We start from the raw sequence: 22,223 nt of genomic DNA, 5'->3' as shown, positions 1-22,223 counted from the left end.
AGGCGCGAAGCGTCTCGGCGGTCTTGCAGATTCTCATCATGATCTCCGCGATGCGATACAGTGGCTCGGTAAATGGGCACGGCTATGCCACAGCCCAAAGGTCATCGGGTCCGAGATAGCTCAGCTCAAGCTGCGCAGGGTTCAGCGCGACTGTCGCGCGGAGAAGGCCACGCCGATTATGGTTGAGGGGATGCTGGAGGCGGCCGATGCCGCGCCCATCGGCAGAGAGCACCAATGGCTGGCCGTTCCAGTTGTGCAAGCTCACGGGAGAGCCGGGCGGAGCCGGCGCCGCGAACCACTCGACATTCCCCACATAGTCCCGTCGTGCCCAGGTCCGGTTCGCCGCAGGCGCGGCCTCCTGGGCGAACTCGAGCCACATTGCTCGCGTCTCGGGAGAAGGCCAGTCCGGCTGAGCCGACCAGGCCGCGAGGACAGGCGAGCGTAGCCATGTTCGCAATTCCGCACCGGACGTGAAAGTCGCGCCGGTGTCCACGACGGCCTTGATGGCTGCCAAACGCGAGTTGAAGCCCGCCTGGATGAGAATCGAAGCCGATCGGTTCATGGTGCCGGTCTCAACGGCAGGGACCGCTAGACCCAGCTCATGATCGGCGAGGGCCAGGCCGAAGACGCCAACGACATCACCGTTGGCGGCCGCACGCACACGAAGCGCCTCCATCGCCCACGGCAGGCGATAGACGAGGCCGCCCTCGATGAACTGCAGCGCATCGCCTTCCTGCCCCGCGACGGCGGAGGCGAGTGGCTGCCCGAGCAGCCAGCAGCGGAGGATGTCGCGCCAGTTCCCCGGAAATGGGTCCGGCTCGAACGGATAGAAGGAGAAGACCCGCTCGGCGATGCCGGTGATCGCCGTAATCGCAGCCTCGTGATCTCCAACCAGCAGCGCGGCGTTCGCCTGCACCAGAAGGTCGTTGGCCACCGGCGCCACCGCGTCGAGCGCGTGACCCGCCTCGAGACCCAGCCCCGCAAGAAAATAGCCGCGGCGCGAGACGGCAGTCGAATTGGCCCAAATGTAGCGGCTTCGGGTGAGGAGCGTCGCACGGTAAGCGGCGCGCGACCCGGCATCGAGGCGCTCTAGGCGCCGGTTCCAGAGAGAGGACTGAAGAACCGTGTCGAGCGCGGCTTCGATCTGGTCATCGGGAACATCGTCTTCGCCGATCAGGCTGAGGATCGCCGTATCGAGCGTCGCCATGGAGCGCTCCCATTGCTTGAGCGCTCGTTCGCGTTTTTCGGGGATCTCGCCCGCCACTTCGGGGAAGGTCCAGGCCGCGGCGTTGTTGACCACATAGTCGACGAGCTGCTCGAGATTGCCGCCGATCCGCCCATGCATCCTCTTCAGGAGCGCAAAAATGAGCTGAACGAGGCCGCTTTCCATCTCGCGGGCGCCGAGATCCCCGATCAGGCCAACCCACTCGTCATGCCTCTTGTTCTGGGTGTCGCTGAAGATCGGGAAGAGCACCAAGCCTTCGACGTCGACATAGGCCCGCCCGGCGCGTCCGATCACGTTCTTGAACTCGGAGACCTGGATCTTCTCGCCATGCCGATAGAGCGAATGCATGACGACCGCCGTCGCCGAGAGGTTGAGCCCCTGCGCGAGAGTGGGCGATGAGATCGTCACCTTCAGAACGCCGTCTCGCAGGAGCCTCTCAACCTCTTTTCGGTAGGCGGTCGGAAGCGCGCCGTGGTGGAGGGCCACGCCCAGGCGCAGGCATTTGAGGATATCGCTGTCCGCGCCCAGCCATTCTTCACCGAGCGCGATCGCGGTCTGCAGCCGCACCGGGTCGACCGTGAGCAGTGACGCAAGCGCGCCTCGCGTATGCAGGTCGACGATGACCTTGGCGAACGGCTCGACGCTGCGCCGTTCCGGGCAATAGATCAGGACGGTCTGTCCATCGTCGACCAGACGCCAGGCGGTGGCAAGGCTGAGCTCCTGCTGATTGTCGGGAAACAGCCGGGTCCGCAGCTTCTTCGGCGGTATGAAGAGCGGCGGTGCCACGCCGGTGAGGAACCCGGGCACGAAGGGCTGCTCTTCGCCGACCCTCAGGTTGAGGCGTGCCCGGGGGGATGACCAGACCACCTCGCCGAACCGCAGACGTGTCGGCCGCCAGTCGTCCTTGATGGGATCGCCTGGCTGATCGCGCCGCAGCCACGCCGAGAAATCCTCGAGCTGCGGGCCATCGGGCAGGATTGCCGACAGGCAGACGATCCGGCGCTGCTCCGCGTCTGGTCGGCGGAGCAGGCGCTGTATCTGGACCTCGTAGCGAACTTCGCGCTCACCCGGACCGATCATGTGGCCCTCGTCGAAGACGAGCAGACCGACATCGTCGAGCAACGACGGATCGTTCCTCAAGGCGAAGTCGAGTTTCTCCGGAGTTGCGACGACAATGTCCCGCTCGCGGATCGCGTCCTCGTCGAACGCAGAGACGCCGATGCTACCGTACAGGGCGGATATGGTCTTGCCGAGCGGGCCGAACGTACGCTGAAGCGTCGTTTCCGTCTGCGCGGACAGAGCACGAAGTGGCGTGACGAACATCACGCGGCGCCCGGCAGCCAGGCAGCGAAGGATCGAGAGCTCGGCGACCCTCGTCTTCCCGGCGCTCGTCGGTAGCGAGACCACGAGATTGTCGGCCTGATCGACCGCGCGCGCGGCGGCCTCTATCTGTGACGGCCACAAGTCAACTTCCGCCCTTGGACGGCGGGCGAGCAGTCCGATGAAGAGATCGCGCAAGCCCCGCCACGGCGGCGCCTCTCCACCGGCCGGAATGAGAGGCACCCTCTCGTGGAACGTGTTCGACCATAGGTCGGAGAGCAGATGGATCGCGACGCGGTGCGCCCACCATTGCGGCACCAGGTTCAGCTCGGCGCAAATGGCGAGGTTCTCGCGCAGTTGGGCGATCGCACGGTCGATCAGAGCGCGCTCGCCGCGGTCAAGCGCGAGCAGGAACATCGACACGGCACCGAAGAAGGCATCGGTTAGGGCAAGGTCGAGGCCCTCGAACAGGAAATCGTGGCCGTCCCGCTCGGCCGCGTCGCCGACAAGCGGATCGGCAAGACGCTGCTGGAAGAGCGCGGTGATGGCCTCATCCGATCCCCGACCATCGAGACGAAAGGCATAGACCCGGGCACGCAGCTCGTTGATGTCCCGCCGCATGAGAAGCGCCAGCGCCTGCTCGATGAGCGAGAAGTTCTCCTCCTCCGCCACGACCGCAAGGAGGGAGTAGGCACGGGCGGAGAGATGCGCGAGATGGTAGCTCGCAGCCGCCATCACGAAGTGAAAATCGCGGTCGGCTTCGGCGCGATTGCCCTTGGCCATGACCGCCTCAAGGGCGGTCGCGGCCTGCTCGAAGGCGACACGCGCCTGGGCCGGGTCGCCACCGAGTTCCAGAAGACGCAGCCCAAGCCCGAGCAGCCCATAACCATAGCTGTGCAGGTCGAAGCTCAGTTGCGCAGAAAAGGCCGGTGCGCCCGCCGGGAGCACGCCCTGCCGCCATATCATCGCCCGTGCCTGGCCGCGCGCGATCAGACGACCGCGAAAACCGGTGGCGGCTGCATCGGTGATGGCGGCGGAGATCGCCTCAGGGCTGGTTGGCATTGGCGATCACCTGAGCGTAGACCGCGCCGACAAAGGCGGCGTGTCCATCCACGTGCAGCCCTACGCCCCACTGCCCGATCGGGCCGGGATAGGCCAGCAGCGCCTGCGTCAGCAGTGCCTCCGGCGCGTTGCCGGAGAAGGTGAAGAGAAGATGCCGGACATGATCGGGCGGGATGCCGAGGCGATAGAGAGCCTCGTCGATGGCGTCGACGAGTGGAGCGTCCGTCCCAAGGTCCATCAGCCTCGCCGAGATGAACGACAGGGCGTGCGACGACGGAAGGCCGCCATCCTTGTCGAGCCCAGCGCGCGCTTCCTGAAGCGTCTGCGCCCGCAGATCGATGCGGCTCTTTGCCTCGGTCTTGAGGAACCGTAGGCGCTGCGTCGCAGGATCAAGGATCATGCCGATCACATCGTCGCCGCGCATCGCCATGTCGCGATGGTCCTTCCACCGCAGTCGCTTGATGGGAGCCCGGTAGCCGCTGTGGGCATCAATCCATTCGGTCGCGTAGATTTCCCCCAGATCACCGGAGCGTATCTGCGGTGTTTGCGGAAGAAGATCGGTAACCATCTTGGCTGCAGCCGGCTTGCCCAGCCGCGCGAGCGCAGCTGCCAGACGCTCCTCCGCCGCATAGTGGGCGGGAACCGCCGTCGCCGTCAGCTGGATGCCCATGGCGGCATCCGCTGTGCGTCCGGTCATCACGCGGACATGGTGATTGCCCAAAGGAGTATCGGCCGCATCGCACCAGTCGTTAAATTGAACCATCCACTCATTCCAAAACGGGCTGCTGAAGTGCCGGCCCATCCCCACGTGAATTGTCGCCCGACGCGCGGCCGCGCGTCTACCTTCTAATCCAGCCTGGGCTCATCGAGCCAGTTGCGACCGGCTCCTGCTCGACGACCCGCCTTGCTGCGGCACGATCCCGCGACTGATACCGGTCAGCTCGCGGCAGGGGCCAATCGCGAGCCCGCAATGCGCTCGACCACTCGTCGCGCGACATCCGACGGCACGGCAAGTCCGATACCAACATTGCCCCCGCTGGGACCGATGATCGCGCTGTTGATGCCGATGACCTCGCCCCGCATGTTGATCAGCGGCCCACCCGAATTCCCTGGATTGATCGGGGCATCGGTCTGAACATACGGCGGACCTGCGGACGGCGCCCGTACGGCGCTGATGATGCCGGCAGTGACGGTCTGGCCCACCTCGAAGGGGTTGCCGATCGCCACGACATAGTCGCCGACATGGGCCTTGGCTGACTCGCCGAGCGGCAGGGCCTTCAGCCCTCGCGCTGGGATCCTTAGAACGGCAATATCTGTCAGCGGATCGCTCCCGAGCAGTTCCGCCTCGACCTGTCGATCGCCGATGCCGACTGCGATTGCGCGCGCGTGCGAGACGACATGCTGGTTGGTCACCACCAGCCCGCGTTCGGCGTCGACCACGAACCCCGATCCGGCCGATATGCGCGGCGCGAGGGCTTCGTCAGGCACGCCAAGAAAGAGGCGGTAATAGGGATCCCGGAGCAGAGGGTTCTGCGCATAGGGCGAACTCTGCAGCACGGCGATGTTGACCACCGCAGGCGCGACCCGCTCCACCAGCGGCGCCAGCGTCAGCCGGTTGATGGGAACGGCGTCGCTCGAGATCGCCCGTTGCCCGGTCGCTTCAGCCGGGTCGGCGCTCGTCAACATTTCGACAGCCGCGCCGCCGAGAGTGGCGCCAACGAAGGTGAGCACCAAAGCCCATGCCGCCCAGATGCCCCTGGATTGCCGATGGGATCGAATCATGATTGTTCCCTTCGCTTCGTCCTCCACCAGCCGGCGCAGGGAGCGTGTGTTTCGAAAGCCGCGCACCGGCGGCGCCGGCGCGCGCAATCGATCAGTGCTGCGTCGCGCCGTCGCCGAGCGGTATCCTGCGACCGCGCGTCGTCCGCTGCGACTTGGGCATCCGCACCGTCAGCACGCCATCGCGTAGCACGCCCTGACAGTTCTCCTCATCGGCGCCGTCGGGCAGCACGATCGAGCGTTCGAAACGGCCATAGTAGCGTTCGGACCAGCCGCGATCCTTGTCCTGGTGCTCGGACTTCTTCTCGCCCCGGAGCGTCAGCACGCCATCGTCCACGGTGACGTCCACATCCTTCTCGTCAGGCCTGGAAGCTCAGCGGTGACGATCACCTGATCATCGGTCTCCTTAACCTCCAGATACGGCCAGCTCTGCACATTACTGGAGAGGCCGATGCCGCCTACGAGCGGTGCCCGGAAAAAGTCCTCGAACAGGCGATCCATCTCTCGGCGGAGCTGGACATAGGGGCTGCGCTCTTCGTCGCGGAAGAGCGCGGGCGCCGGGTTCTCCTGCCGGCGCCACGGAATCAAATCACGCATCGACATGATTCGTCTCCTTGGTTGCTGGCGAAGAGGGCTCGCCGCCCCGAACGGCGCGGCGAGCCCGGGTCGGCATCAGGCAGCTTCGCGCTGCTTTGGCGCCGTCGTTGGCCTTCTCGTTATTGTTCGCGGACGAGTCTTCGATCCGGCGGGCATTTTCACCAGCCGCGCCGATGCTGATCTTCCGCGGCTTCATCGCCTCGGGGATCTCGCGCACCAGCTCGATCGAGAGCATGCCATCCTTGAGCTCCGCATTCTTCACCTGAACATAATCCGCCAGGCCGAAGCGGCGCTCGAAGTCACGCCCGGCGATGCCGCGGTGGATGTAGCGGGTTTCCTCGCTTTCCTGCTTGCGACCAGAGACCACGAGCAGATTCTGCTGTGCGGTCACTTCGATCTCGCCGGGGCGGAAGCCGGCCACCGCTATGTTGATGCGGTAGCGGTCCTCACCTTCGCTCACGAGATCGAACGGCGGATAGTTGTCGGTAACCTGCGAAGTCAGACCGTTCTCGAGCAGGTCGAACAGCCGGTCGAACCCGACAGTCGAACGCCGGAACGGCCGTAAAGTCATAGTTGGTCCTCATAAACAAGTCCTCCTTTGAGCAACGAGTGTATGAAGAGCGTCCGAGAGAGCGGACGCACTCTCCATGCCGGGTCCTGTCGGCACCCGGCAGGAGTTTATTTGGTTTCGTCAGAACGGCTTTCAAGACCATTCTCAACAACCTGAAGTCGCTTCAGGCGGATGCCGAGGCTGATCAGCGTGAAAGCCGGCGAAGAAGGCCCAGGCCACAATCACCCACGCCACCGAGAGGATGCTGGCGATCGGGTAGAGCCACAGCATGGCCCACACCCACACACCCAGCAGGATCGACAGCGCGCCAGAGATCCCGAGCAGCCATTCGCCCTTGATCTCCTTGCGCAGCCGGATAGCGGCGGCGATCTCAAAGGCACCGGTAAGGAACGCCCAGGCGATCAGCACGCCCAGCGTGACCAGCGCATAGCTTAGGGTTGCGAGCTCGGGCATCAGCGCAACGGCCACCGCGGCCGCGATGCCGATAACGCCGCGCAGGACCATCGCCCACCAGCGATCCTCCTTCTTCGTCGCCCCCCGTACACCCGCGATCAGCGACAGGATGCCGTCTGCGCCGGCATAAGCGGCAAACACGAGAGTGAAAGCCAACAGAGCATTCAGCGGAAACAAGATGGTGACCACGCCCAGCAGAAGGGCCAGGACACCACGGAACACAATCCAACCCCAGTTCCGCCTCAGCAGCGCAGAACCCCGGGCATAAGCACTCCCCGTGGAGAAGGGGGAGGCAAAAGACATTGCGGTCATATGATCTCTCCCAGTTCAACAGCGGAGGCCGACACGGGAGCCCTGATCAGGCACTTCCGCGCCGGCGACCATCACTCGCAGAGATAGGTGAGGCCGGTATGATTTGAATAGTGCTCGTACGGTCACTGAGACACGCGCAGATTGCAGCACGGCCCCGGTCGAGCTATGGGCTGGCCCGTCGGAAAAGGCAGACTTGGTCTGGTCAGCCCAAGTCCTTTCGGTGACGAAAGCTCTGGTCTTCGGCTTCGTGCCCGAGATCCCCACGACGAACACCGGACGCTTTTCGGCGTCCGACTGTTCGTCCGTGCGGGCCTCGCGTGACGAGGAACGCTCCGGTCGAACATCGACAAGGAGCTCGACCGTGAATTTATCTATCCCGACGTACGACGCCATCATCGCCGGCGCTGGACCGGTTGGCCTGTTCCTCGCCTGTGAGCTGCGCCTTGGCGGATGCTCGGTTCTAGTGCTCGAGCAGGCGCCAGACCCCCGGTCCCCTTTCAAGACGCTTCCGTTCGGCCTGCGCGGGCTGACCGTCCCGACTGCCGATGCGCTCGACAGACGCGACCTTCTCGAAAGTCTCGCAGCCCACGCCGCCAACCCTGCCGCTCCCGAAGCTCACTGGATGCGGCAGCATCGCCGGCCAGCCGGGCATTTCGCCGGCATCCAGTTTTTCCACGACAAGATCGACAAAGCGCGGTGGCGCTACCGCCTCGGTCCCGCAAAGAGCGCCGCGGCAGACATGGCAAGCATCGAGGCGGTGTTAACCGGGCGTGCCGAAGCCCTCGGCGCGACCATCCGCCGCGGCTACGCCGTCAAGGGCTTGGAAGAACGAGGCGACGAGGTCCTCGTCAGCGCAGGCGACGACGTATTCCCGTGCCGGTGGCTCGTCGGCTGCGACGGCGCGCATAGCGCGGTCCGCAAATCTGCCGGGATCGGCTTCACGGGCACCGATCCTGAGTTCACCGGCTACTCCGTCAGAGCCGTGCTCGCGAACCCGGATGCGCTCGCACCAGGACGCCACCAGAGCGAAGGTGGCGTCTACACCTTCGAAGCTCCCGATGTGATTGCGATGGCCGATTTCGACGGCGGCGCCTTTCACCGCTCCAGCCCGATAACCCGCGAGCATGTAGAGGCAGTGCTCCGAAAGGTGTCAGGCGCGGACGTCAGGGTCGAAAGCCTCGACCTCGCCGCCACCTGGACAGATCGCTCCTATCAGGCGACCGATTACCGCGTAGGCCGCGTGCTTCTCGCTGGCGACGCGGCCCACATCCACTCTCCGCTTGGCGGCCAGGGGCTCAACCTTGGATTAGGCGACGCAATGAACTTGGGTTGGAAGCTCGCTGGCGTAATCCGCGGCGACGCGCCGACCGATCTTCTCGAAAGCTACCAGCACGAGCGGCACCCCGTCGGGGCACAAATCCTGGACTGGTCGCGCGCGCAGGTTGCCCTGATTCGTCCGCAACCCAGCTCGCGGGCGCTTCGGGCGATCGTGCGGGACGTGAGTAACCGTGGGCTGTAGGCCGCCTTGCGTGGCACGGGATTGAAGCGCTGATAGCCACTCCTTTGATGGGGTGGCGTAGATGGACGATAGCGAGGCGGATCGAGCAAGTAGTCATATGAGTGGTCATATGACTACTCGTATTGAGGTGGTCGGCCGCATATCTGGCCGCCGTCGTTGGACGGTGGAGCAGAAGCTGGCGATCCTGCGGGATGCGTTTGGGCCGGACGGTTCGGTCCGGGCTGCATGCGACCGGCACGAGGTCGGCAGCGGGGCGGTCTACACGTGGCGCCGACAGGCGATGTCGGGAGAACTGACTGGCTTCCGCTCAACGGCCTTGCCGACGTTCTCAGAGGTTGAGGTCGCAGATCCGGTCGTCCGCGATATTACGCCAGCGGTGCCACCCCGTTGCGGGCAGATAGGCATCGAACTGGCGACAGGTGTCCGCCTGACCGTGGACGCGATGGTCGATGCCGACGCCCTTGCCCGGGTGATTGCCGTGCTCAGCCGATGATCCCGTTGCCACCCTCAACGCGGGTTTACCTGGCCTGCGGGACGACAGACATGAGAAAGGGCTTCGACGGGCTGGCGGTATTGATCCAGCAGGTTCTGGAACAGTCCCCGCATTCCGGCGCACTGTTTGCCTTTCGCGGTAAGCGCGGCGATCTGATCAAGCTGCTCTGGTTCGATGGCCAAGGGATGTGCCTGTTTTCCAAGCGTATGGACCGCGGCAAATTTGTCTGGCCGGTGACGAAGACAGGCAAAGTCAGCCTCACCTCGGCCCAGCTTTCCATGCTGCTCGAAGGCATCGACTGGCGCCGTCCAGAACGCACCGCCGTACCGCTTCTGGCAGGATAAAAAGTCCCAGATTTGCGTGGTTTTTCTGGCACCGGATGTCCCGTTTTGCTAGTGGATCACGGTGTCGGACGCAGCCTCCTCTTGGTCAGATAAAGACGCCCGGATCGCCGAGCTGGAAGCTGCATTGGCGGCCCGCGACACGCTGATCGACACGTTGCGTTTCCAGCTGGCACAGCTGCGCCGCATGACGTTCGGGCAATCGTCCGAGAAGCTGTCGGCGCAGATCGAACAGCTCGAAACTGACCCTCGAAGAACTCGAAGGCGAAGCCGCTGTGGCCGATGCCCGCAAGGATGCACCAGCAGGCATGTCCGAACGGCCATCGCCGGTTCGCGCCCTGCCGCCCCATATTCCACGCGCCGAGCAGCGGATCGAACCTGAAGCGGGTCACTGCAATTGCCCCGATTGTGGCGGCACCTTGCGCCCCTTGGGTGAGGACAGCGACGAGATCCTGGATGTCCTGCCCGTGCAGTGGCGCGTCATCCGCACGATCCGCCCCAAATACAGCTGCCGTTCCTGCGAGAAGATTGTGCAGGCACCGGCTCCGGTGAAGGCGATAGCCCGCGGCAAGGCAAGCTTCGCCACGCTCGCGCATGTGGTCGTATCCAAGTTCGATCATCACCTGCCGCTCTACCGGCAGGCCGAGATGATGGCCGCGCAAGGCCTCGACATCGACCGTTCAACGCTGGCCGGGTGGGCAGGACAAGCTGCGCATCTGCTCGACCCCATTGTCTCCCGGATCCGCGAGGAAGGCCTGAAGGCCGCCAAGATCCACAGCGATGACACACCCGTGCCGATGCTGATGCCCGGTAAGGGCAAGACCGCGCAGGGCCGGTTGTGGACCTATGTGGTCGACGACCGGGCCGGCGGATCAACCGCAGCGACGATGGTGTGGTACAGGTTCACGCCCGACCGCAGCGGTATCCATCCGCAGACCGAGTTGAAGAACTTCACGGGCCTCCTTCAGGCCGACGGCTACGCCGGTTACGAGAAGCTCTATGCTGACAACCGGATTCAGGAGGTCGCCTGCTGGGCGCATTTCCGTCGCAAGATCTTCGAGAACCACCAGACCAGCCCGACGCCGTTGACTACCGATCTCCTGGCACGGATCGCCGCGCTCTACCGGATTGAGGACGAAGTTCGCGGACAACCACCTGATATTCGCAAGCAACGGCGACAGGAAAACACCAGGCCAATGGTCGACGAGCTACGCTCGGCCATCGACGATGCTTTGCGCCGTCTGTCACCAAAGTCCGCGATGGCGAAGGCGCTCGCCTATGGTCGCAAGCGCTGGATTGCGCTCACGCGCTTCGTTGACGACGGCTTGGCCGAGATCGACAACAACATTGCCGAGCGCGCGATGCGCACCGTGGCGATCGGCCGGAATTATGCGAAGCGCCGGATTATGCGCAGGTGCCGACGGCGGGTCCAGTTGTTGCACCAGACCCGCCGCCATAAACTTCACATAATCACAACGACTGCAGGAAGCTCATCAGATTGTCGGAGGCTCGGAAGCGCCCCGGCGCGGCGGCGCTTGGTTGCAGCTTCATCAGAGCCTGTTCCTTCATCGCGAGATCGGCTTCGACGTACATATGCGTCGTTGCCGTATCCTCATGACCGAGCCACAGGGCGATGACGGTGATGTCGACGCCCGATTGAAGCAGGTGCATCGCCGTTGTGTGTCGAACCGTATGGGGTGTGACTGGGCGGTCAAGGAGCCCCGGATTCTTGCGACCTGCAGTCGCAACGGCAAGGTTCAAGCGCTGGGTGACGTTCGAGCGGGTCATGCGGCCGCCACTTCGGTTCGGAAACAAGATACTATCCCCCGAGGGATCGCCGATCTGGCGGCGCCAGGACCTGATCAGCGCGGCAGTTGGGCGCCAGAGCGGCACACTGCGTTCTTTGCGGCCCTTGCCACGCAGATGCGCGGCGGGCTGTCCTTCAAGGACAACGTCCCGGCACCGCATGCCGATCATCTCGGAAACGCGGGCGCCCGTGTTGTACATCATGCTGAACAAGGCGCGGTCGCGTTGTCCGGCCCAGCTAAGCCGGTCAGGTGCTTCGAGAATGGCGCTGATCTCGGGCCGTGACAAAAACCCGACCATTGATCGATCGAACCGCTTGAGCGGGATCGCCAGCGCCCGTTCGATCGTCGCCAGCGACGCAAGGTCGTGATGCGATGCATATTTAAGGAACGTCCTGATCGCGGCGAGACGTGCGTTGCGGCTTCGAACGCTGTTGCCTCGATCCTTCTCGAGATGGTCCAGGAAGGCGAGCAACAACGGCGCGTCGAGATCGGGCAAAGTGATGGCGCTGGGCGTTCGACGGAGTGCTGCCGCCGCGTAGTTGAGGAGCAGGCGCAAGGTATCCCGGTATGCCGCTACGGTCTGAGCGCTGACCGCACGCTGCTCGCCGAGATGATCCAGAAAGAAGCGCTGGACGAGCGTCGGCAATGTCGGGGGAGTAAGCTCAGCCATGAGCTGCCTCCCCGAAAGCGAAGTGTTCAAAAACGGTTGCCTGCGGTGGCCATCAAATCCGGGATGCCGGTCAAATACCAATAGGTGTCCGATACCTTTGCATGGCCAACGTAAGTCGAGAGCGCCGCGATAGCATTGTCGATATCAGCACCTTCGGCTTGCCACCGTTGGATGCGTCTGCAGATGAACGTGTGCCTGAGGTCATGGATACGAACGTCGCGATAGGCACCCCGGGCAACGATGCCCGCTTCGTTGCGCAACTTCTGGAAGGTCCAATGTACTGCGCGCTTTTTTAGCGACCGTGATGGGGTCGAGACGAAAAATGTGTCCTCAGCCACGCGCGGTAGAAAATGATCCCGCATGCGAAGATAATCGGCGAGTGCGACGGCGACGGTGGCGTGGAAAGGCACATGCCGCGATTTGTTGAACTTCGTCATCCGGACCGTCAGGCATCGACTTCCAAGGTCCACATCGGCGCACCGCAGCTTGATCGCTTCGGAAACGCGCAAGCCGGTTGCGGCGATCAATCCGTAAAAGGCTTCGAACGCAGCGGGTCGAAGCCCGCCTTCCGGATCGAGACGGCGTGCCGCTGCGAGCAACGCCAAGATCTCGTCTTCCGTATAGATATGGGGCGTGGCTCGGCGATGGGACTTGCCGAATATCTGAGTCTGCGGGAACTCCGTGGCCGGATCTTCCCGCAGAAGGTAGGCGGCGAAGGGCCGAAGTGTATCGAGCCGGCGAGCCCACGCCCTCGGCTCGCGACTGCGAGCATGCCCCTTCGCCCACTCGATCGCGAGGTCCGATGTGAGAGAACTCCGGTGGCCAGAGTCGTCGAAGAATCTGGCGAACGAACGAAGCTGGCTAGCGTTCGGCCCGGCGCCAAGAAATCCCAGCGTCGTACGTTCAGCAAGATAGGCCTCTACCTGCGCTGTCATGGTGATCGTCATCATCACGCCCTCCCTGGCCAGGGCATGGCCACGGCCGACAGGCGGCGAAGATCGATCTTGGTATAGATCTTCGACGTGTCGAGGCTACGGTGACGCAAGACATCGGCGATGTGCTTCATGGGCGTGCCGTCGGCGAGCAGGCGGCTCGCGATGCTGTGACGAAGGACGTGGGGATCAGTTCGATCCAATCCGCATCGTACGAAAGCTGCGATCACCGCATGCTTGGCGACGCCTGCCCTGATCGGGACGTCATACGGCGCGACATGGCGCACGAAGATCGCACGGTTGCTGGTCTTCGGTCGCTCATGGCGCAAATAGTCTGCGATGGCGTCGCCGGTGGCAGTCGGCAATGGAAGGCTGTCGGTGAAATGCGTCTTGGTCCTGGCTATACGAATGATCCCGTTGCGCCAGTCGAGGTCGTCGAGGCGAAGCTTTACGACTTCGGAACACCGGAGCCCGAGATCGGTGACGCATCTCACCATCGCGTAAGCGCGCCGCCGTGAGGGTAAATGATCGTCGAATGATGCGAGAACCGCGTCAATCTCGTTTGGCGATAGCACGTCGGGCAACTCTGCTAGGCGCCAATGCGCGGCCCGCGGAATCGCCCGCAGGAGTCGGCCGATATCATCACCCAACATCTTGCGAAACTTGAAATAACAACCGACTGTGCCGCCGGCGACACGCACGGCGCCAGCACTCCAACAACGGCCTTCACCGAGGACAAAACGCCGGACGACTGCCGGGTCGAGCTTCTCAGGATCAATCTCGCCATCACCGAACCGCTCGAGGAGCAGCCGGCGAATGATATGGATCCGCTGCCGCCGCGTCGTGTCCGCCAGACCACCGACATCGCGCATGTAACGATCGAATGCTGCCAGTTCACCGTCGAGCCGGCCCCTCTGTTCGATCGCCGGAATCCGCCTTTGGGCACGAAGCACGTGCAGAAGGTGCCGGATAGCGACGCGCAACTCGTGGCGCAGCTTGCGAACCGGGTAAGGGCAATCGCAAGATGGCACATGGGTATCCAGGAACCGTCGTTGCGCCGCCTCATCGATCAGCGCGATGTCCAAGCCTTCCTCGGTCGCCCACTTCCCGAAATGCGCGACGCAAGCAAAATATACTCGCACTGTGTTCGGATGATATCGGCCCGCTCGAAGATAGGAGACATACTCCTCCTCCACGGACGCAAAGACACTGTTCGCCAGCCAGCGACGCGGTCCCGGCTGCAATAGATCAGACTTCATGAAAGGCTCCTCTCCAGATGGTGGGTGGAGAGGAAGGCGTATTATGTGCAGCTGAAGTTAGTCATGCTGCAACATGTGCGGCGAAAAATGGCGGACTGGGCACAACCCGCCGTCGGCACCTGCGCATAATCCGGCGCTTCGCATAATTGCGATTATGCATACCTTTCCATAACAAGAAGAATTGGCTATTCGCGGGATCACAGGCTGGAGGAGAGCGCGCCGCTGCCATCTATTCGGTCATCGAGACGGCAAAGCTCAATGGCATCGAGCCGCAGGCTTACATCGCCGATGTCATCGAGAAGATCGCAGGTGGATGGCCGGCCTCCCGCTGGGAAGAGCTCATGCCTTGGAACTGGACAGCCGACGAGCAACCGCACATCGCCGAGGCCGCCTAAGCCGCGGCCTTCAGGCCACGCTTACGGACGTGATCGAGACGCGCGACGGCGCAACCTACTTCGCTGAGCGGACCTTGGGCATAGGTCTACGTTACGACCTGGGCGGATCCCACCCGCTCATCGGGCGCAGCGCGCCAGACTTCGACCTGAACGACGGGACGCGGCTGAATCAGCATCTGCGCGCAGGCCGCGGTCTGATCGTCGACTTCGACACGGTGACCAAGAGAAGAGCGCTCGCCCGCCAGTGGCACCATCGGCTCAACTATCTCAAATCCCGGGCGACGAACCCGTTGGGCCTCAGTGCCCTCCTCGTCCGCCCGGACGGATTCGTCGCCTGGGCGGTCGACGGCTCTGCCGATGAGAGCGAGCTCACTGCAACGATCAAGCGCTGGTTCGGCCTCCCGTCGCGTCAATAACCGGGCGCGCAATTTCTCGTCTGGATCCTCCCTGACCGCCCTCTCAGCAGTCGCGGCTCCCCTTTTCGCCGTCGGCTCTTTGAAGCGTTATGCACCGTTACGAGAACCGTCGCCAAGGCTTATTGGGCGCACGGAAAGCGAGGCCTTGATTAGGCCCGGGCGGCTCTGCCTTGCTGGGAAGCGCGCGCCCTGAGGATGAAGCCCGCTTCCTTACCAGGTCGATCAATCAGCCAAAAACGGTCGCCTGCCTCACCCGCCGGAGGAAGTCGGCAATCAGCTCGCTGTCATCGACATCCTGCACGACGCGGGGGCGGAGCGTTCGGACGATTGAAACATTCGGGAACCAGGCTCCAAACTGCTCGCTTTCACCCAGTCCCTGGAGCGCCAAGGTCATGGCGAAGGGGCCCTCGATTCCCTGTTCGCCAAGAAACGTCCCCAGCGATGTCAGATAGCGTTTGGACGCTTCGTTGAACTCGTGCAGGCCCAGCCTCCCCTCCCCGCTCAGCTGCTGGATGGCGAACGCGGCATGGGCATGGACGAACCAATCGTCGCGGATGAACAGGCGCTCAATGCCCTGCGACCTCAGGTCCTTCGAATAGAGTTCATGGCCATCCTCCGCGGCCTTGAACCAAGGATCGGAATGTTCGTGAAACACCGGACCGGGGTGGCGGACATGGTCGCCCTGCTCGAACGCGCGGCGCTGATGGTCAAAATGCTCCTGCGGCAGGATGGCAATCCGGAGCGCCTGGCGAGGCACCAAGCGTCCGCTCGCGGCGACTTTCGCATCCTCAGCCGCAGTCAGCTCCTCGAGACGGCTCATCCAGGTGGTCTCATCGACAAACCGGCTGCGCAGCATCCCCGGGTCGATCGGCAGATTGCGCGCGCCCGACCGGATCAAATACCCGCCTGAGAGTCGATTCATGAACGGCGCGCCGGCGTGGCGCGGGATCCGGATATCGAGGATGAACCCTGTCTCGAGGTGCAGCGGCACGACCTGCACATCGAGGGGAACGGGCGTGATGCCATCCTGAATGAGAGTCTGCAGCCGCAGCGCGGTCTTGTCCGGATCGCCCGCGAGCGGCCGGAAGCCGTCGAAGCGGCCGCCCTTTTCCTCGACGCCCACGATGATGCGGGCCGCGCCCCGGTTCAGAAAGGCTACGACATCGTCGAGCAGCCGGGACTTGGCCTCCGGCTTGTCGATGTTCACCTCACGCTTGAAATCGAGGTCTTGCCCTTCCTGCAGGCCGCCCTCGGCGAGTTGCGCGACCGTGAGCGAGTCAAGAACCCGCCGGCGGCGCTCCGGCTTGGCCGGTTCGGTCACACTGATCCTGACCATCGCTCAACGGCTCTCCTGAAAGCGCCGCGCGAGGCGCGCCGACGCCCCGCTCTTGGCCGCGAGCCGCGCACCGTAGCGCATGACCGTCTTGGGGTCCCGCCAGCGATAGGCCTGCATGATCGCCGGCAGGCTCTCGCCGGCGGCGAAATTGTCCTGCGCCACGCCAACCCTGATCGAGTGGCTCGACACCGCTTTCACCCAGCGCTCGAGCTCCGCTTCGCTCATTCCTCCGAGCAGCTTCTTCTCGAAAGCGGCGCGGATCAGCCGGCGGTAAATCAATGTGATCGTGTTCGGGTGCAGGGCCCCCTCTCCCACCGACCGCACCGAGCCGTCGAAATAGGTCTCGACGCGCCGGAAGAGCGGCCCGCCCGCGATCCCCCCGGCCCGCTTCCACTCGTCGATCGCCTGCATCGTCGCGGGCGAGAGATAGGCGATGGCGCCGGCACGCTCGCGGTCAGTCTTGCTGGTCGCAATAAACAGGGTTCCCGAGCCGTCGGAATCGGGCCCTTCGACCGCGTCACAGACGATCGCCACCAGCTCGGAGCGCCGGCAGCCGCTGTCATAGGCGACGCGCAGCAGCGCGCGGTCGCGCGCACCGAGAATGTCGCGGCGAGAGGCCTTGAGCAGATGCGCCAGGCAGATGCCGGTAGCCGGATCGTCGAGGTCGCTCACCTCACCCTTGAACCGGATGCCGCGCGCCTGGCGCTGGCGCGTGCCCAGTAGTTTGCGCAAGCCCTTGAGCTCGAGCCGCACCAGCGGTGCCGCTGTCGGATCATCGAGCCCGGCCATGCGGTAGGCCCAGCCGATGTTCACCAGATAGCGCTCGATCGTCGCCGGCGCCCGTTGCTTCAAGGGATTTCGCGAATCCTGCTCGACCCCCGCCAGGGCGCGCAGATAGGAAGCGACCGCCTCCGCATCGGCCCGCGCTGTCGCAAGTCCGCGCCGCCGACACCATTGGTCCCAGATCTTCAGATCCGACAGGAAGGCGCGGATCGTGTTCGTCGACCAGGCCCGCGCGGCCGCGGCGACGAGCTGCGGATCGGCGAGCCGGCGGGCCGGCGCCAGCGCCTCGACCTGCGAGACGATCTCGCTGATCGGGGCCGCTTCGGCACGGTGGAGCGCAGGTTCAGCCATGGTTGCGCGCGAAGCGCAGCGTCTCGTCTGTGCGCACAAGCTGCACGGCTCGCCAGGGAGCCGAGGCCAGCGCATGCCGGGATTTGATCGCCCCTACCCGCTCGAGATAGCAGATGGCGCTGTTGATCCGGCGCGGTTCCCATCCGAGCGCTTCGGCAAGCCGCTTGGTGTCGGCGGCCCGCTCCTCGCCCGTCACCATCCGGTTCGCCAGCGTCCGTCCATCCTCGCTGGGGCTGAACGGCATGAACGCCTCGTCAAAGTCCACGAACAGCGCCGGCTGCGGAGCATAGTGCCCGCTCACGTTCAACTCGCGCAGGTAACCGCCGTCCTTCAGATCGAGCAGCGCGATCCTGAGATCATCCGCCGCGATGTCGAGCTCGGCCGTGAGGTCCTCGAGGGTCACCACGGGGTCGACGGCCAGCGCATGCGCGCTGGTCTCGACGACGTGCTTGCCGACCGCGACCGCCGCCGGCGACCAGCCCTCCAGCCCGCTCGGCGCCGTCTGGACGTAGCGGGGCGCGGCGCCGAGCGCCGGCTTGCGGCTCACGCCGTGCAGGCGGTCCACCAGCCCCTTGAGGTCCGCCTCGCTTGCGGGATCGACCTTAAGGAACAGCATCGCCTGCAGGAAGGGCGACAGCTTTGCGGGATCGAGATCGACGACGAGCGGCACGAACCGGCTCTTGCCACCGACCTGCTGGACGAGGCCGACGTCGATCTCCTTTGCGACCCAAGGCTTGGCGATCGACTTGTCGGTCAGCACCACGACGAAATGGGTCATGGCGCCGAGGCCCTCCTCCATCTTCTGCCGAAGGCTGTCGCCGGCCTCGATCTCCCATTCGTCGAACCAGACGTCGACGCCATTCGCCATCAGATACTCTGCGATCGGACGCACCCGATCCTTGTCCTCGCTCGCATGCGCCAGATAGACTTTGGGGTGCGGGGCGCCGTCGGCGGCATTCATGACTTGAACCTTTCCCGGGTCGACCCCCAGACGCTTTTCGAGAAGCCGCGCGAAAGCCGGCGAGCCGGTGGTGCGGATCGCCACCCGATTGCCCGACAGCCGATCGACGAAGACGTCGGCATTGTGGCCGGTCTCGGGGTCGACGATCGACGCGGCGGCGCCCCTCGCCTTCTCCTCGAGCGCCTGCATGCCGAGCGCGATCGCCTTGGCCTCAATTTCGGCGGCAAACCTGCTGGCGTCAAACGGCCGGCCATTGTGGGTGAACCTGATCATTGGCTGGTGCGCTGAACATATCGGCGCAGCTCGACCAGATCCTCGTCGGCGAGCAGGATCCCCATCGTCGGGTAGTCGTCCTGCAGCGACTTGCGCACGCGGCCGTCGTGAACGCATGGGATCAGCAGCGCGAAGGCGGGGTTGAAGCGGCGGCGCTCCCAGCCCGCGGCCTCCTCGAGCTTCCTGGCGTTCCCGCCCAGTTCGGGCTGGTCGAGCAGCAACCGGGCGAGCACGACCGAATCCTCGACCGGGTCGTGCCCGGTGATCGCCGGATCGCTGGCGATGAACAGCTCTACCGTTGTGCGCACCCGCGGCAGGTGCGGCCCCAGCACGTGCGAGAGCGTCACGAGCCCGTCGGCCTCGAGCTCGGCCAGCGCCAATCCCAACGTCTTGCGGCTCTCCTGCGGAAAGGCCTCTAGCAGCTCGTCGCCAAAATGCGTGGGCAGGCCCTTGGGGCTATGCTCGGCCATGTGGCGGCCGAGCCGCTGCGCAAGGTCACTCAGATGCTCGTACACGCCTCGTCTTCCCTGTTACGCCCCGGTGTCGAGGCCCGCCGGCGTACGGACAGCCGGCTCCTAATCCTTACCGGCATATAGAAGCTTCAACAATGGGGGTGTTGATAAGGGTCCATTATCAACACTAGGCGTGACTCCACGCTATACTCAAAGGGCGATCTCGGGATATGCTTGGGGATGGCTCGCCGCTCTTCCGCGCTGACATCGCTGCCGTGGAGCGACGGTCTCGCCGCGGCGCTCGAGCAGGCGAGCGCCGCCGTCGGGCGGCTCGATGCGCGGACTTCCGCCACTTCGGGTGCTCGCGCGTGGCAATTGCGCGCCGCCTGGACCGGCTACGCCGCCGCGCTCCAGCTCCAGGGCCACGAGATAGACGAAATCGATGTTTTTTCGTGGGGCTGCGCCCTCCCCGTCCCCGGCCGGCCACGGATCGCGACGCTCGACGATCCCTTCGAAGGCTTCGCCAGATGGCAGGCCCAGTTCGCCGGAAACACCCGGCGCCACTGGCGCGAGGACCTGGGCGCGCGGGTCGAACCCGACCCGAGCTACGCCGGCCCCCGGCTGATCCGCGCGCTCGAGGCTCTGCGGCAGATCAGCATCGCCGAGAAATCGAAGTGCAGCATACGCACGGCGGCTGTGCAGCGCATCGGCATGGGTCCAGAAAGCGCGGCTTAGCTCTATACTGGGTGCGATCTCGGGTGCAGTCATTCTCTTTCGCCGGAAAACCGGTGAAGGGGCCGTTCCTGGTAATGATCGTCGCAGGCGAGTATCCGGAAGCGCACGGCTACGCACCATTGCGCGCATTTGCCCAACCGATTTATTCGAGCCGTCGCTTCATCCCGGTCAATTCCGAGTTCGAGCGAGACGTTCTGCGCGCGCTTCTGGAAGCGAGGCGCGAGCTAGCCGAGGAGGGCCTTGATATCTTTGTCGAGAAGCCCGTCTTTGATCACCTCACTCCCGCCGGCCCCTGCCGCCCCGACTTCCTGATCGAAGCGCGTTCAGGCACGACCGGCGAGATCAGGCAATGGATCTTGGAGGTGCTGGAGTTCGGCGAGCCCGAGGTCCACCAACGCGAAAGGCTTCGGCGAGTAGCGCCACTGTTGACTGTCACCCCGGCCGACCGCAACGCGGCGCACCTGGTAGCCCGACTCTCAGACGCCTTCGCCCTTTAAACGATCAGCTCCACCTCAACGTGAATCCGAACGAACTGACGATCGCGAGCGTCACGGGCGTCGAAAGCAGATAAAGCTTCTGCCACCGCCACCAGGATTTGGGGAGGAACAGCGCCACATCCTTGGCGCTGCGAAGCTGCGCCCAGGCCTTCTCGCGCCAGAGGCGACAGGCGAGAACAAGGATCGCCAAGGCCATTGCGATCGCGCAGCACAGAGCGGTCGCAGTATAAAGCGCCATCCAGTTGATCATTTCAGCATCGCTCAGATGCGCCATGGTCTACCCCATCGCTGCCAAACGAAGTCTCGCCTGTTCAACTGCGTTCCAACCCGCCGCGCGACTTATCACTTTTCTTTATCATCATGCTTCTCCGGTTTCTGCCGGTCCGCTAGCCTGACGCGCTTGACCGACGCCGCTTCGGCCAACGCATGCAAAGAAGCACGGCCCCGCCAAGCCAAAGTCCGAGGCCGCCGAGCGCAAACCCTAGAAGCCATGGCGTGTTGAAGTCCTCGTGATTCTTCCAATCCATGATGTGAAGGCTCCAGAAGAAGTCATAAAGCCGCCACGTGCCTGTCCTCACCGCCGCAATCCGGCCGGTATCGGCCGCCACGAAGATCCGAGTGGAGTCCGGATCGGCGAACGTCACACGCCAGGCGGGAAGCGTGCCGCGATATTCGGGACTGGCGCGATCGATCAGTTCCACGTTCACACTTGGGTGATCGTTGCTCCGCCAGGCGGCCCTCGCTACCGCTTGGGCTTGCGCCGCAGTTGGGGCGGGCAACAGTGCGCCCGTTCTCGCGTCGAACAGCCGCGTCCCTCGGGCCGTTGTCGCCTCAGCGACCGGGCGGCCAAGCCACATGCGATAGCTCACGGTCTCGATCCGCGTCCCGGTCGCCGCGACGATCACTGATGGTGGGACGAGCGCCACGCCGCGAGGCAAGGGCGCCACGGCTTTGCGGTCCACAAGGTGATCGCCATGCACTCGATCGATGGGCAAGAAGCTCATCAACGCGCCGCTCGCGAACCACAAAAGAAGCTGCGCGCCGACAATGATCGCGAGCCACTTGTGAGTGCGGCTCGCGAGAAGGTGCAGCCGAAGTTTGGTGCTTCTCAGGGTCGAATCTCCATCCTTGCGTGTCTCATTTCGTGCCTGCCAGATTCTTCATCATCCCGCGTGGCCGACAGGTGCGCCCGCGACCAGCGCTTGTACGGCTCAGCCGTCATCCCCGAGAGTTAGCGCACGAACGCCACCGTGTCCCAGACAGGGGATCCGGTGCGTCTTGCCCCCCGCCGGCTCGGCCGTCAGCTTACACCATGCTTGATAATCCAGGGCTGCTGAGCGGGCGTGAGGCATTGCGCCACCCCTCGCCAGTTCGGGGCTTGCCATTAAGGGCCTTGGCTCACCTCCGATTCCTCCGCGCCGGGGCGATAGATGACAGCCGCTGCACATCTCTCCGTAGAGGCCGACACCGACTGACACCCGTTGCGCCGACGCAAAATCCGGCCGCGCCCTTGGCAATCAGCCCGCTGGCACGGCGGTCGAACAGGTCAGTTGCTTGTCCGGCTTACAGATAGCGCCCGATCGCACTGCCCGGGCTCGGTCACGTCCTGAACTTCGGTGACGTTCAGGACGTGGCTGCGATCTCGATCGGTGGGCGGCCCAGCTTTTCGAGGGCGATCGCGTG

Annotated in this window: 21 protein-coding genes and 3 pseudogenes; 8 read left to right on the top strand and 16 right to left on the bottom strand. The window is 64.2% G+C overall.

The window, feature by feature from the left end; genetic code table 11:
- Nucleotides 1–82 precede the first annotated feature (82 nt).
- From F1640_RS20965 to F1640_RS20940, 7 genes and pseudogenes are all read right to left on the bottom strand, one after another.
- Nucleotides 83–3,607, bottom strand: coding sequence for a DEAD/DEAH box helicase (locus F1640_RS20965; protein ID WP_047100315.1), 3,525 nt, complete (start codon nucleotides 3,605–3,607; stop codon nucleotides 83–85).
- Nucleotides 3,591–4,277 carry a Hachiman antiphage defense system protein HamA gene (locus F1640_RS20960; protein WP_206694917.1) on the bottom strand — a complete coding sequence of 229 codons (687 nt, stop codon included), beginning with the start codon at nucleotides 4,275–4,277 and terminating at the stop codon, nucleotides 3,591–3,593. Before F1640_RS20960 ends, F1640_RS20965 begins: the two co-directional genes overlap by 17 nt.
- A 266-nt stretch (nucleotides 4,278–4,543) precedes the next feature.
- On the bottom strand, nucleotides 4,544–5,389 hold the full coding sequence (locus tag F1640_RS20955; protein ID WP_206694916.1) for a trypsin-like peptidase domain-containing protein: 846 nt from the start codon (nucleotides 5,387–5,389) through the stop codon (nucleotides 4,544–4,546).
- A gap of 91 nt (nucleotides 5,390–5,480) precedes the next feature.
- Nucleotides 5,481–5,735, bottom strand: coding sequence for an Hsp20/alpha crystallin family protein (locus F1640_RS25885; RefSeq protein ID WP_309229340.1), 255 nt, complete (start codon nucleotides 5,733–5,735; stop codon nucleotides 5,481–5,483).
- The gene (locus F1640_RS25880; protein WP_309229339.1) at nucleotides 5,705–5,989 is read right to left on the bottom strand and encodes a hypothetical protein; all 285 of its coding nucleotides are present in this window, start codon (nucleotides 5,987–5,989) and stop codon (nucleotides 5,705–5,707) included. The genes F1640_RS25885 and F1640_RS25880 overlap by 31 nt, the downstream gene beginning before the upstream one ends.
- Before the next feature lie 166 nt (nucleotides 5,990–6,155).
- Nucleotides 6,156–6,554 (bottom strand): annotated as a pseudogene (locus tag F1640_RS20945) (Hsp20 family protein); the annotation flags it as partial.
- 144 nt (nucleotides 6,555–6,698) lie between these two features.
- Nucleotides 6,699–7,319 carry an HdeD family acid-resistance protein gene (locus tag F1640_RS20940; RefSeq protein ID WP_255530655.1) on the bottom strand — a complete coding sequence of 207 codons (621 nt, stop codon included), beginning with the start codon at nucleotides 7,317–7,319 and terminating at the stop codon, nucleotides 6,699–6,701.
- 193 nt (nucleotides 7,320–7,512) lie between these two features.
- On the opposite strand from F1640_RS20940, the gene F1640_RS20935 reads away from it, so the two are divergent.
- From F1640_RS20935 to F1640_RS20920, 4 genes and pseudogenes are all read left to right on the top strand, one after another.
- Nucleotides 7,513–8,838: an FAD-dependent monooxygenase gene (locus tag F1640_RS20935; protein ID WP_255530654.1), complete on the top strand. Its 1,326-nt coding sequence runs from the start codon at nucleotides 7,513–7,515 to the stop codon at nucleotides 8,836–8,838.
- A gap of 109 nt (nucleotides 8,839–8,947) precedes the next feature.
- Entirely contained in the window at nucleotides 8,948–9,331 is a 384-nt protein-coding gene (locus F1640_RS20930; protein WP_072384197.1) for a transposase, read from the top strand.
- Nucleotides 9,328–9,675, top strand: a complete 348-nt coding sequence (gene tnpB, locus F1640_RS20925) for an IS66 family insertion sequence element accessory protein TnpB (protein WP_072384169.1) — start codon at nucleotides 9,328–9,330, stop codon at nucleotides 9,673–9,675. The genes F1640_RS20930 and tnpB overlap by 4 nt, the downstream gene beginning before the upstream one ends.
- A gap of 61 nt (nucleotides 9,676–9,736) precedes the next feature.
- A pseudogene (locus tag F1640_RS20920) lies at nucleotides 9,737–11,057 on the top strand (IS66 family transposase); the annotation flags it as partial.
- 85 nt (nucleotides 11,058–11,142) lie between these two features.
- Here F1640_RS20920 and F1640_RS20915 read toward each other — a convergent pair.
- From F1640_RS20915 to F1640_RS20905, 3 genes are read right to left on the bottom strand one after another with little or no spacing between them, the layout of a single operon-like run.
- Nucleotides 11,143–12,150 carry a tyrosine-type recombinase/integrase gene (locus tag F1640_RS20915; protein WP_194917832.1) on the bottom strand — a complete coding sequence of 336 codons (1,008 nt, stop codon included), beginning with the start codon at nucleotides 12,148–12,150 and terminating at the stop codon, nucleotides 11,143–11,145.
- 26 nt (nucleotides 12,151–12,176) lie between these two features.
- Complete coding sequence (locus F1640_RS20910) at nucleotides 12,177–13,100, bottom strand: tyrosine-type recombinase/integrase (protein WP_206694915.1); 924 nt, start codon at nucleotides 13,098–13,100, stop codon at nucleotides 12,177–12,179.
- Complete coding sequence (locus F1640_RS20905) at nucleotides 13,100–14,341, bottom strand: tyrosine-type recombinase/integrase (RefSeq protein WP_194917834.1); 1,242 nt, start codon at nucleotides 14,339–14,341, stop codon at nucleotides 13,100–13,102. The genes F1640_RS20910 and F1640_RS20905 overlap by 1 nt, the downstream gene beginning before the upstream one ends.
- A 173-nt stretch (nucleotides 14,342–14,514) precedes the next feature.
- On the opposite strand from F1640_RS20905, the pseudogene F1640_RS20900 reads away from it, so the two are divergent.
- Both F1640_RS20900 and F1640_RS20895 read left to right on the top strand, forming a co-directional pair.
- A pseudogene (locus tag F1640_RS20900) lies at nucleotides 14,515–14,736 on the top strand (transposase domain-containing protein); the annotation flags it as partial.
- Nucleotides 14,737–14,765: 29 nt separating this feature from the next.
- Nucleotides 14,766–15,152, top strand: a complete 387-nt coding sequence (locus F1640_RS20895) for a hypothetical protein (protein WP_194921712.1) — start codon at nucleotides 14,766–14,768, stop codon at nucleotides 15,150–15,152.
- A 226-nt stretch (nucleotides 15,153–15,378) separates the two neighbouring features.
- Here F1640_RS20895 and F1640_RS20890 read toward each other — a convergent pair whose 3' ends face one another.
- The 4 genes from F1640_RS20890 to F1640_RS20875 are packed head-to-tail and all read right to left on the bottom strand — an operon-like array spanning nucleotide 15,379 to nucleotide 19,371.
- Nucleotides 15,379–16,488 carry a helix-turn-helix domain-containing protein gene (locus F1640_RS20890; protein WP_084718418.1) on the bottom strand — a complete coding sequence of 370 codons (1,110 nt, stop codon included), beginning with the start codon at nucleotides 16,486–16,488 and terminating at the stop codon, nucleotides 15,379–15,381.
- A gap of 3 nt (nucleotides 16,489–16,491) precedes the next feature.
- Nucleotides 16,492–17,622, bottom strand: a complete 1,131-nt coding sequence (locus tag F1640_RS20885) for a tyrosine-type recombinase/integrase (RefSeq protein WP_194921710.1) — start codon at nucleotides 17,620–17,622, stop codon at nucleotides 16,492–16,494.
- Nucleotides 17,615–18,856, bottom strand: coding sequence for a toll/interleukin-1 receptor domain-containing protein (locus F1640_RS20880; protein ID WP_194921702.1), 1,242 nt, complete (start codon nucleotides 18,854–18,856; stop codon nucleotides 17,615–17,617). Before F1640_RS20880 ends, F1640_RS20885 begins: the two co-directional genes overlap by 8 nt.
- Nucleotides 18,853–19,371: a hypothetical protein gene (locus F1640_RS20875; RefSeq protein ID WP_194921699.1), complete on the bottom strand. Its 519-nt coding sequence runs from the start codon at nucleotides 19,369–19,371 to the stop codon at nucleotides 18,853–18,855. Before F1640_RS20875 ends, F1640_RS20880 begins: the two co-directional genes overlap by 4 nt.
- Nucleotides 19,372–19,548: 177 nt before the next feature.
- Here F1640_RS20875 and F1640_RS20870 point away from each other — a divergent pair, with 177 nt between their 5' ends.
- On the top strand, nucleotides 19,549–20,043 hold the full coding sequence (locus tag F1640_RS20870) for a hypothetical protein (protein ID WP_053000798.1): 495 nt from the start codon (nucleotides 19,549–19,551) through the stop codon (nucleotides 20,041–20,043).
- 53 nt (nucleotides 20,044–20,096) lie between these two features.
- Nucleotides 20,097–20,540: a hypothetical protein gene (locus F1640_RS20865; RefSeq protein ID WP_194921697.1), complete on the top strand. Its 444-nt coding sequence runs from the start codon at nucleotides 20,097–20,099 to the stop codon at nucleotides 20,538–20,540.
- Between the two features lie 4 nt (nucleotides 20,541–20,544).
- Here the strand turns inward: F1640_RS20865 and F1640_RS20860 are convergent, their stop codons facing one another.
- Nucleotides 20,545–20,814, bottom strand: coding sequence for a hypothetical protein (locus F1640_RS20860; RefSeq protein WP_037448046.1), 270 nt, complete (start codon nucleotides 20,812–20,814; stop codon nucleotides 20,545–20,547).
- Between the two features lie 112 nt (nucleotides 20,815–20,926).
- Nucleotides 20,927–21,631, bottom strand: a complete 705-nt coding sequence (locus tag F1640_RS20855; protein ID WP_331386562.1) for a PepSY domain-containing protein — start codon at nucleotides 21,629–21,631, stop codon at nucleotides 20,927–20,929.
- Nucleotides 21,632–22,223 lie beyond the last annotated feature (592 nt).

The organism is Novosphingobium sp. NBM11 (genome assembly GCF_015390225.1).
In the GTDB taxonomy this organism is placed as follows: Bacteria; Pseudomonadota; Alphaproteobacteria; order Sphingomonadales; family Sphingomonadaceae; genus Novosphingobium.
Note: the sequence above shows the minus strand (reverse complement) of the source record. Positions and strands in the feature narration are given on the sequence as shown.

What these genes read in the sequence shown, in the direction of transcription:
- F1640_RS20965 (WP_047100315.1), bottom strand. Translation starts at nt 3,607, where the DNA reads ATGCCAACCAGCCCTGAGGCGATCTCCGCCGCCATCACCGATGCAGCC.
- F1640_RS20960 (WP_206694917.1), bottom strand. Translation starts at nt 4,277, where the DNA reads ATGGGCATCCAGCTGACGGCGACGGCGGTTCCCGCCCACTATGCGGCG.
- F1640_RS20955 (WP_206694916.1), bottom strand. Translation starts at nt 5,389, where the DNA reads ATGATTCGATCCCATCGGCAATCCAGGGGCATCTGGGCGGCATGGGCT.
- F1640_RS25880 (WP_309229339.1), bottom strand. Translation starts at nt 5,989, where the DNA reads ATGTCGATGCGTGATTTGATTCCGTGGCGCCGGCAGGAGAACCCGGCG.
- F1640_RS20940 (WP_255530655.1), bottom strand. Translation starts at nt 7,319, where the DNA reads ATGACCGCAATGTCTTTTGCCTCCCCCTTCTCCACGGGGAGTGCTTAT.
- F1640_RS20930 (WP_072384197.1), top strand. Translation starts at nt 8,948, where the DNA reads ATGACTACTCGTATTGAGGTGGTCGGCCGCATATCTGGCCGCCGTCGT.
- tnpB (WP_072384169.1), top strand. Translation starts at nt 9,328, where the DNA reads ATGATCCCGTTGCCACCCTCAACGCGGGTTTACCTGGCCTGCGGGACG.
- F1640_RS20915 (WP_194917832.1), bottom strand. Translation starts at nt 12,150, where the DNA reads ATGGCTGAGCTTACTCCCCCGACATTGCCGACGCTCGTCCAGCGCTTC.
- F1640_RS20910 (WP_206694915.1), bottom strand. Translation starts at nt 13,100, where the DNA reads ATGATGACGATCACCATGACAGCGCAGGTAGAGGCCTATCTTGCTGAA.
- F1640_RS20905 (WP_194917834.1), bottom strand. Translation starts at nt 14,341, where the DNA reads ATGAAGTCTGATCTATTGCAGCCGGGACCGCGTCGCTGGCTGGCGAAC.
- F1640_RS20890 (WP_084718418.1), bottom strand. Translation starts at nt 16,488, where the DNA reads ATGGTCAGGATCAGTGTGACCGAACCGGCCAAGCCGGAGCGCCGCCGG.
- F1640_RS20885 (WP_194921710.1), bottom strand. Translation starts at nt 17,622, where the DNA reads ATGGCTGAACCTGCGCTCCACCGTGCCGAAGCGGCCCCGATCAGCGAG.
- F1640_RS20880 (WP_194921702.1), bottom strand. Translation starts at nt 18,856, where the DNA reads ATGATCAGGTTCACCCACAATGGCCGGCCGTTTGACGCCAGCAGGTTT.
- F1640_RS20870 (WP_053000798.1), top strand. Translation starts at nt 19,549, where the DNA reads ATGGCTCGCCGCTCTTCCGCGCTGACATCGCTGCCGTGGAGCGACGGT.
- F1640_RS20860 (WP_037448046.1), bottom strand. Translation starts at nt 20,814, where the DNA reads ATGGCGCATCTGAGCGATGCTGAAATGATCAACTGGATGGCGCTTTAT.